Origin of the sequence: Flavobacterium sp. LC2016-23 (assembly GCF_009674775.1) — a bacterium.
GTDB lineage: Bacteria > Bacteroidota > Bacteroidia > Flavobacteriales > Flavobacteriaceae > Flavobacterium.
This window is the reverse complement of the sequence record NZ_WKKE01000025.1, coordinates 89,322-96,959: the sequence shown is the minus strand read 5'-3', so window position 1 is coordinate 96,959 and position 7,638 is coordinate 89,322. Positions and strand designations below refer to the sequence as shown.

Annotated in this window: 7 protein-coding genes; 5 read left to right on the top strand and 2 right to left on the bottom strand. The window is 35.3% G+C overall.

Going from position 1 to position 7,638, the window contains the following annotated elements:
* The 4 genes from GJU43_RS19300 to GJU43_RS19285 form a co-directional block, all read left to right on the top strand.
* Positions 1-291, top strand: a 291-nt coding sequence (locus GJU43_RS19300) for a hypothetical protein (protein ID WP_229655088.1), incomplete at its 5' end; no start/stop codon positions are given.
* Positions 292-424: 133 nt separating this feature from the next.
* Entirely contained in the window at positions 425-898 is a 474-nt protein-coding gene (locus tag GJU43_RS19295) for a hypothetical protein (RefSeq protein WP_154343042.1), read from the top strand.
* Between the two features lie 123 nt (positions 899-1,021).
* On the top strand, positions 1,022-2,152 hold the full coding sequence (locus GJU43_RS19290) for a hypothetical protein (RefSeq protein ID WP_154343040.1): 1,131 nt from the start codon (positions 1,022-1,024) through the stop codon (positions 2,150-2,152).
* Positions 2,153-2,931: 779 nt separating this feature from the next.
* Positions 2,932-3,213, top strand: coding sequence for a hypothetical protein (locus GJU43_RS19285; RefSeq protein ID WP_154343038.1), 282 nt, complete (start codon positions 2,932-2,934; stop codon positions 3,211-3,213).
* A gap of 600 nt (positions 3,214-3,813) precedes the next feature.
* On the opposite strand, the gene GJU43_RS19280 is transcribed toward GJU43_RS19285, so the two are convergent.
* On the bottom strand, positions 3,814-4,317 hold the full coding sequence (locus GJU43_RS19280; protein WP_154343036.1) for a hypothetical protein: 504 nt from the start codon (positions 4,315-4,317) through the stop codon (positions 3,814-3,816).
* A gap of 501 nt (positions 4,318-4,818) precedes the next feature.
* Between GJU43_RS19280 and GJU43_RS19275 the strand changes: the two genes are divergently transcribed.
* Entirely contained in the window at positions 4,819-6,348 is a 1,530-nt protein-coding gene (locus GJU43_RS19275; RefSeq protein WP_154343034.1) for a SulP family inorganic anion transporter, read from the top strand.
* Between the two features lie 77 nt (positions 6,349-6,425).
* On the opposite strand, the gene GJU43_RS19270 is transcribed toward GJU43_RS19275, so the two are convergent.
* On the bottom strand, positions 6,426-7,625 hold the full coding sequence (locus GJU43_RS19270) for an ectonucleotide pyrophosphatase/phosphodiesterase (protein ID WP_154343032.1): 1,200 nt from the start codon (positions 7,623-7,625) through the stop codon (positions 6,426-6,428).
* Positions 7,626-7,638: the final 13 nt, after the last annotated feature.

Below are 7,638 nucleotides of genomic sequence, written 5' to 3'. Positions count from 1 at the left end.
GAACCAATCAATAATACGAAGTATTCTATTTCGGACAGAGTAAAAATTCTTGATAAACATTTGAAAAAAATAAAGGCAGAAAAAAAGGCATTATTGGATCCTGCAGATTTCTCTGTTATAAAATACAATGACTATAAAGGCGATAAAATTGTTTTTGAAAGAAGAACAGGTAATATTTTTATTTTAGTAAGTAAAAACAAGCCCATAATGTATTTTTCTTTACTAAATGATAAGATAATTTCCTTCGATTATATTATTAAAGGAGATGAAGACTTGTTCATAACTTATTAGTATTATAACTTAATATTCACAAGCAAGGACGGTAGTGTCAGCAGTGTGGATAATTTAACTCCTAAACAAAAAGAAATAATTAATATTTTAATCAAGGATAATTTTTTTAATGGTCCTTCAAATTGCGAATGATATGAGAAAGATATTTTGTCTCTTGTTAATTAGTACCTCATTTGTCATGTTTTCACAGTCAAAAGAGGATGATTTTTTTAGTTTTTATAAAGGAGGAAATAAATATAAAAAACCTGTTAAATATGTGTTTTTTAACGCAGCGCATGGTTATGAAAAAAAAGAAGCTAATGATAAGATTTATTTTTACATGAGTGGACAGACTTTTGTTTTTAATTCAAAAGCACATAAAATTGATACTCTGGCGATAAATAATTTGAAAAAGTATGAGCTTGAAAATCCTGAAAATCTGCAAAAAAAGGCATCTGAATTTTATAAAGAAAAGAAAACAATAGAAGAAAAAAGGATGAATTTAAAAAGACCGATTATGTATCCTCCGACAGATTTCTGTAAGTATTTTAGAATATTTGTTTTAGAAAAAACGGATCAAAATACTTTATTACAGTATGAAGTGGATTGGCAATATAATAAATTTTAAAAATCAGTTGAATCCGATGGCATGGATTTTCAAATCTATGCTATGATAAAACAATGAAATAAAGAAAACCTAAAAATCCCTAAGTGTAAAAGTTTAGTGATTTTTATTAAAATGATATTTAAAATGAAAAGAAAGATAATATACTCCATTTTTTTGCTAATAATAATAATTCGTACTGTCCAGTCACAAGGTAAGTCAGATAGTTTATATGGTAATGTAAAAAGGATAAATGAAAAAGTGGTTTTTTTAACTAAGGCAGAAAATGCGCAAATAATAAACTATGACGATTACGGGCATTCTGGTTTTATGGGGCCTGAAGAAACGATCTCTAAATTTCATAATATTTGGTATTCTTCACAAGGATGCTATTATTTAAATTATGAACGATACTTTGATAAGAAACGAAGAGTTGTAAAAGACATTTGGTATGGTAAAAAAGATAATTTTATAAATTCTTATAAATATAAGTATGATGAAAAAGAGAGGTTAAAAAGTGCAATCGATTCTTCCAAATACTCAGTAAAAACAGAAAATCATTATTACACTGATGATAATGACGAAAATATTATTGTTGAAAATTTAGATGCTAATTCGTTTTCCCATACTTATAAAAAAATTAAAGATGGGAAAATTATACTTTTAAAAGAATATGATAAGTACGGTGTCATCGATGAATATAGATATCAGTATAATGAAAATCGAAAACTAGCTTACAGAGTCTATAAAGATCCCAATTCCTGGAGAAAAGTAGATGAAAAAACTTTTTCGTATGGAGTGTATGATTCAATTATCACGCCTTATAAAGATATAATAAATGAGTATGACAGTAAAAATAGACTTACCAAACAGCAAAGATTCAATCTATATGATGATGAAAAATATCAAAACCCAGTTCTAACAAATGAAACTATTTATGAATATAAAAATGATAATATTTCGAGTATTACAAAACATTATAAAGAAGGAAATTCCAACTATTCCTATTATGAATGGGACAATTCTAATAGACTAACTAAAAAATATTGTTGTGATCAAAATATTTCTAAAGCTATAATGATTGAAGAGTATAGGTATAAGAACGACAAAATATCTGTTCTAAACTATTCAGAAGAAACATTTGAAAAAGGAAAAAAGAAAAAATACCATATTACCTTTCTGTATAAATTTGACAATCAAAATAACTGGATTGAAATAATTAAAAATGTAAATGGAAAGAATTTATATAAATGGATAAGAGATATTGAGTACTACTAAATTTATTTAGTGTGTTATGGCCCAAGAAAAGAGGATGTCATTTTTTTGGCATCCTCTTTTTTTGTTATCAGAACCATTGTATCGTGCAGTTCTGTCATTTCGAACGAGAAATCTTCGCAAGTAACTCCATTTCAGTGGGTATAAAACTTTGTCGAGCTTCTATTGGAGATTTCTCCTTCGTCGAAATGACAAATATTGTGGATAAGCATTGTATATCGTACAGTTCTGTCATTTCGACCGAAGGGAGAAATCACACTCGTAATTCGACAAAGATTGGCGACTTTTAGGGACGGAGTTTCTCGTGTGATTTACTTCGTCTGTTCGCTATCGCTCGGGTCTCCTTCGTCGAAATGACAAATATTACGGATAAGTATTGTTTGTCGTGCAGTTCTGTCATTTCGACCGCAGGGAGAAATCACACTCGTAATTCGACAAAGATTGGCGACTTTTAGGGACGGAGTTTCTCGTGTGATTTCTCCTTCGTCTGTTCGCTATCGCTCGGGTCTCCTTACGTCGAAATGACAATATTGTGGATAAGAATTGTCCTTACTCTCTCAGGATTTGTAGTATTAATCTTTTTTTTGGTTCATTAAAATTATAGTTGTACGTTTGCCTTGACAAACAATACATAGGAGCAATCCTAAAAAACTTATTTTTAAGTTAACATAAGCGAATCCTTTACTATGGTGCTGTAGTTTAAACCGAAAGACTACTAACTCAATCCTATGATTGTTTGTCACACCTAAGGTGAGGGTTTCGTGTATCTAATATTTTCTAGTATGACAAAAGAAAATCAAAAAGCATCACACCTTGATGTAATGCCATCCGTGGCCAATTTCGTTTCAAACCTATGTTTTGAAGACGATTTTAAAGAACAACCCCTGTATTTACAGGAAATTTTCGAATTACTGCTCGATACAGAGTACGGCAACAATCTCGAATTAAGGCAAAAGATGCTGAGCTGTTTAAGAACCAGCAGATCTTTGGCCGAAACCTTATCTCCGTTTTCAGATGAGGAAATTCAGAAAGCCTGTATGGCATCAGCCTTAAAAGCGAGTTAAATTTTTAGCATCTAAATACCACTTAAAGCCCTGCAATTGCAGGGCTTTTTATAATGTCATTTCGATATAATATGTCATTTCGACGAAGGAGAAATCACACGAGAAGCTCCGTAACTAAACGTCGCCAATCTTTGTCGAATTACGAGTGTGATTTCTCCCTTCGGTCGAAATGACAAATATTGCGGTTGAGTATTGTTTGCAGGATGATTTTCCCTTGGGTTAAAATAACAAATGTGAAAACATCATCGGTGAGGTTTAATAAAGAAGCGATGACGTGAAATCAGTTACCGGACTATCAAAAACAATCATCAATGGCGTTCCCCGGCGTATAAGGATACGTTCGATCAGTCATGATTGGCGTTCCGGAGCTGTCGAATGGCGCTTCGAACGCCAAATTACACACAGGGGGACGCCAAAGAGGTGCCTGAAGAGGCCAAAATAGGCGTTCCGAACGTATCGGATGGGTTTGTTAACGCCAAAAAATACGTTGCCGGACGCCAATCCTGCCTGTCAGAACCCGAACGATGGGTGACAGCACCTCACAAAAGTATCTTTACCATAAAAAAGCCTCTCCGGATTTTACGCTGGAGAGGCTGTTTGTTATTCTTTTTTATTTACAGTAGGATCGTTTGGTTTATTTTCGTTTACTGGCGTTGTTTTTTTAAAGAACTGTGCCAGCTCGTTTACCTTCACCTGAAAACCTGCAGCCTTTGTTCCTACCTTGTATTTACTGAAATCATAATCGGTAAGTGCCGCCTGATAACAATCGTAATCATGCAGGATTTTATTGTTTTTAAGGCTGTCTGCCAGGCTTTCCAAACGGATGATGATACTCTGAAGAAACTCTCTCGAGTCAACATCGTTCTGAAATTCTACCCAGTCAATATCGGGACTGCTCAAAGCAGGCTGATTGGTTCTGAAATCTTTTACCTTGTTGATTACAAGTTTGTTTTGTTCGTTTACACTACCGTACTTCGTTCGTTCTTCGGGTGTAAGGTTCTTGAATTTTGCGGCAAGAGAACCTTCAATAGTGGCCAGAGCGTTTGCTACAATAGTTTTTTCCTGTGCTGTGTAGTGCAGGGAATTTAAATTTTCGATTGCCATAGTTTATGGTTTTAATTAAAAATAATTGAAACAGTAAATTAATGGTCAATTAAGGAATTGAACAGCCCTAAAAAGGCATATTTATAATAAAATAGGGCAAAGTAGTAAGATTTAGCAATTATTTAGAAAAATATCCCAAAAAATCGGGTATTATAAGAGACTGTGTAAATGGTATGGGCTATATCTGTGTGCCTTAGATATAAATATTTTTCGGCATTTCGGAGGTGTTTTTCCTTAGCAAAATCAGGGGAAAATACCCGTTTTTATATAAAAGATTAATATTACTTTTGACTTCATAATTTCTTCACAATACGTCACATCCAAGCCAGCAAAAGGCTTTCAACAAATGATTATATGATTAGTTTTATTCTTTCCGTTGTATTGTTATTAGTGAATCAGTTTTAAAAGAACTGTTCCTTTGAAATAATAATTTTCAGGCTTTTTTCAGTATTGAAAAGGTTTCTTCTGTTTATGCACATTATTTTTTAAATTTGTGCTCTTATGAAAAAAGCATACGCCCTCTTTGACTTTTCGCAAAAGGTTAATTATAAAAATGAAATTTTAGCGGGGCTAACCGTAGCCATGACGATGATTCCCGAATCATTATCGTTCGCGATTCTGGCTGGTTTTCCTCCCCTGGTAGGTTTGTACGCTGCCTTTATTGCCGGTTTGGTTACGGCTATTTTTGGCGGCAGACCCGGAATGATCTCGGGTGGGGCAGGAGCAACAGTGATTGTTCTGATCGCCCTGATGAAATCACACGGTATCGAATATGTTTTTGCAGCCGTCGCACTTGGTGGTGTGGTGCAAATCTGTATAGGGCTTTTTAAACTCGGTAAATTTATCAGACTGGTACCGCAGCCCGTCATGTTTGGTTTCGTAAACGGACTTGCTGTTGTTATTTTTATGTCACAGCTGGAACAATTTAAAACAGTTGTAAACGGACAGGTTTCCTGGCTGCAGGGCACACCGCTGTACATTATGTTGGGTTTGGTCGCTTTGACAGTGGGTATTGTTCTCCTTTTTCCTAAAATCACAAAAACAGTTCCGGCTTCTTTGGTGGCTATAATGGTCGTTTTTGCTATTGTGCTTTTGTTCCATATCGATACCAAAACTGTAGAAGATATTGCTTCTGTTCAGGGCGGATTTCCTCCTTTTCATATTCCCAATATTCCTCTTTCTTTTGATACGCTTAAAGTAATATTTCCGTATTCGGTAATCGTTGCGGCCGTTGGTCTAACCGAAGGTTTGCTGACCTTAAATCTAGTTGATGAAATAACCGGAACTCGTGGGAACAGCAATCGGGAATGTATTGCTCAGGGAAGCTCGAATATCTTAAACGGTTTTTTCTTCGGAATGGGCGGCTGCCCGATGATTGCACAGACACTGGTCAATCTTTCGGCAGGTTCCAGAGCCCGGCTTTCGGGAATAATCGCGGCACTGACTATTTTGATAATTATACTTTTCGGAGCTCCGGTAATTGGAAAGTTACCCATGGCGGCTTTGGTTGGAGTGATGATGATGGTGGCCATAACGACGTTCGAATGGGCAAGTTTCAGGATTATAAACAAGATGCCGAAACACGATATTTTTGTTGGAATAATAGTGGCCTTAATCACAATTGTGCTGCACAACCTGGCTTTGGCAGTATTAATTGGTGTCATTATTTCGGCCTTGGTTTTTGCCTGGGAAAGTGCCAAAAGAATCCGCGCCAGACATTTTACGGATGATGAAGGTGTAAAACACTACGAAATTTATGGTCCTCTGTTTTTTGGTTCTATAGCTGCTTTTATGGAAAAATTCGATATTCAGAATGATCCCAATCACGTGATTATTGATTTTAAAGAAAGCCGTATAGCCGATATGTCTGCGATCGAGGCCTTGAATAATCTGACGAAAAAATACAGTCAGTTAAACAAAATCATCGAACTGCAACATTTGAGTCCTGACTGTATCCTGCTGCTCAAAAATGCCGAAGCAGTTATAAAGGTCAATGTGATCGAAGATCCGACTTATAAAGTAGTCAATTAAAGAATTAGATAATTAGATAATGAGAAAATTAATCAATTAGAAAATTTTAAACATTATCTCATTATCTAATTGACCAATTATCTAATTAACCCCTCCACTTCGCTGAACTTTCCGTCCACTTCATCGATTTTCAATCCTAAGATATGGGCTATTAAAGTATAAACCGAAACGTTCTGAAAAGATCCGACTTCCTTATTCACTTTAAAAGCAGGACCTTTTGCGTAAAAAATAGCCTGCATGTCTTTGTTTTTATTGTCGTAACCGTGTGTTCCTCCTTTTATCTTTTGGTCTTTATCATTTACTAAACTATATCCTTTTTCGGCTTCAATAACAAAATCCTGCACCCTCGGATTCGTGCCATAGTGCAATCTTTTGGGCAATTTTCCCGCTCTCCAGAATTTAATATGCGGTACTTTTTTTAAGGCTGCTGCAATGGAATCCGTACAGCCGGGTTTTGCCTGTAAACTCATAATGGGATTAATAACGGTTTTGTATCCTAACCATTCAGGTTTTAGATACTCTAAAAGGGCCACTTTTTTGGTATTGCTGATATCGGCCATTCCATGATCGGAAACAATGATTAAATTGATTTGTTTTCCGATAGGCAACTGATCCAGCCTGGCAGACAATTGTCCCATAATAGAATCCATCTGAAGGATTACTTTTTTGTTTTCAGGAGAAAGAGGTCCAAAATTGTGTCCCGTATGATCGGGCTGGTCAAAGTATAAGGTGATCAGATGCGGACGCTGTTTTTCGGGAAGCTGCAGCCATTTTAGAACGGTATCGATTCGGGTTCCGTAAGGCACTTTATCGTCATACGGCTTATAAATACCAGGTCTTTTCTGATCGGTATCCGATCCCGGCCAGAAAAAAGAAGCTGCTTTTACACCTTGTTGTTCGGCAACATTCCAAATTGGATTTCCGCCATAAAAACGGGAATCATTTTTAGCATTCGATGATAAAGAAAAAGACTCATTTAGTTGAGCATCATAAAAAGCATTATTAATAATACCATGATGGTCCGGATAAAGTCCTGTTACAATAGAATAATGATTGGGGAATGTTTTAGTGGGGTAAGAAGGTTTCATTGATTTTGCATGAACACCCTCTTTCGCAATTTGTTTTAAATTCGGAAGATTAAATTGCTTACCATAATCCCAACGAAATCCGTCCATAGAAACTAAGACTACGTAGGTATCTTTATTGGTTTGAGAATAGGAAAAAGTGGTAAGAAATAAGAATGTAAGAAGTAATAGGTGAGTAATGAATTTTCTCATTTTGTGATTTTAA